This window comes from Ornithinimicrobium kibberense (assembly GCF_006519705.1).
GTDB lineage: Bacteria > Actinomycetota > Actinomycetes > Actinomycetales > Dermatophilaceae > Ornithinicoccus > Ornithinicoccus kibberensis.
On the sequence record NZ_VFXM01000047.1, the window covers coordinates 1 to 479 of the forward strand.

General features: G+C 64.9%; 1 protein-coding gene. It reads right to left on the minus strand.

All coding sequences use genetic code 11. The features are described from left to right. Positions 1–104: 104 nt before the first annotated feature. On the minus strand, positions 105–479 hold a 375-nt coding region (locus tag FJR00_RS15560; protein WP_238330548.1), incomplete at its 5' end, for a hypothetical protein.

Consider the following 479-nt stretch of genomic DNA (forward strand, 5'->3'; position numbering starts at 1 on the left):
CTTGACACCAATAGGAGCATCTTTGCCGCCGAGCGCGCCGGCCGAGGCCCATAGAGTTGTGCACGTCCACTACGCGCCGGACATCAGCGGCGGTGCGAGCGGACTCAAGCCTCCAGGAGATAGCCAGTGGCGGGGTCGATCTCCGCGAGGAAGTTATGGATGTTCTTCCGGTGCTCTTCCAGTGACATGTCCCGAGTCGGGCCGAGGCCGAACCCGTAGCCTGGGTTCGGGCCGCTGCTCCACACGTAGTCTGTCCCTCCCCGTCCATCCGCTCGCACCTCGAACACCTCACCGTCGACGTCGAGCGTCAAGGCGGGACCCGTCATGCTCGTGTCAGGCTCCGTGCACACGCCTGGCTCCGCAGCAGCGTCGATGTCTGCGTCTTCTGGGTAGTGATCACGCACTCCACCATCATCCGCTAGGCGGCCTAATAAGTGCGCGGATCTGCCGCAGGCCGGTAGGCCGATGTCCCGAGCCCC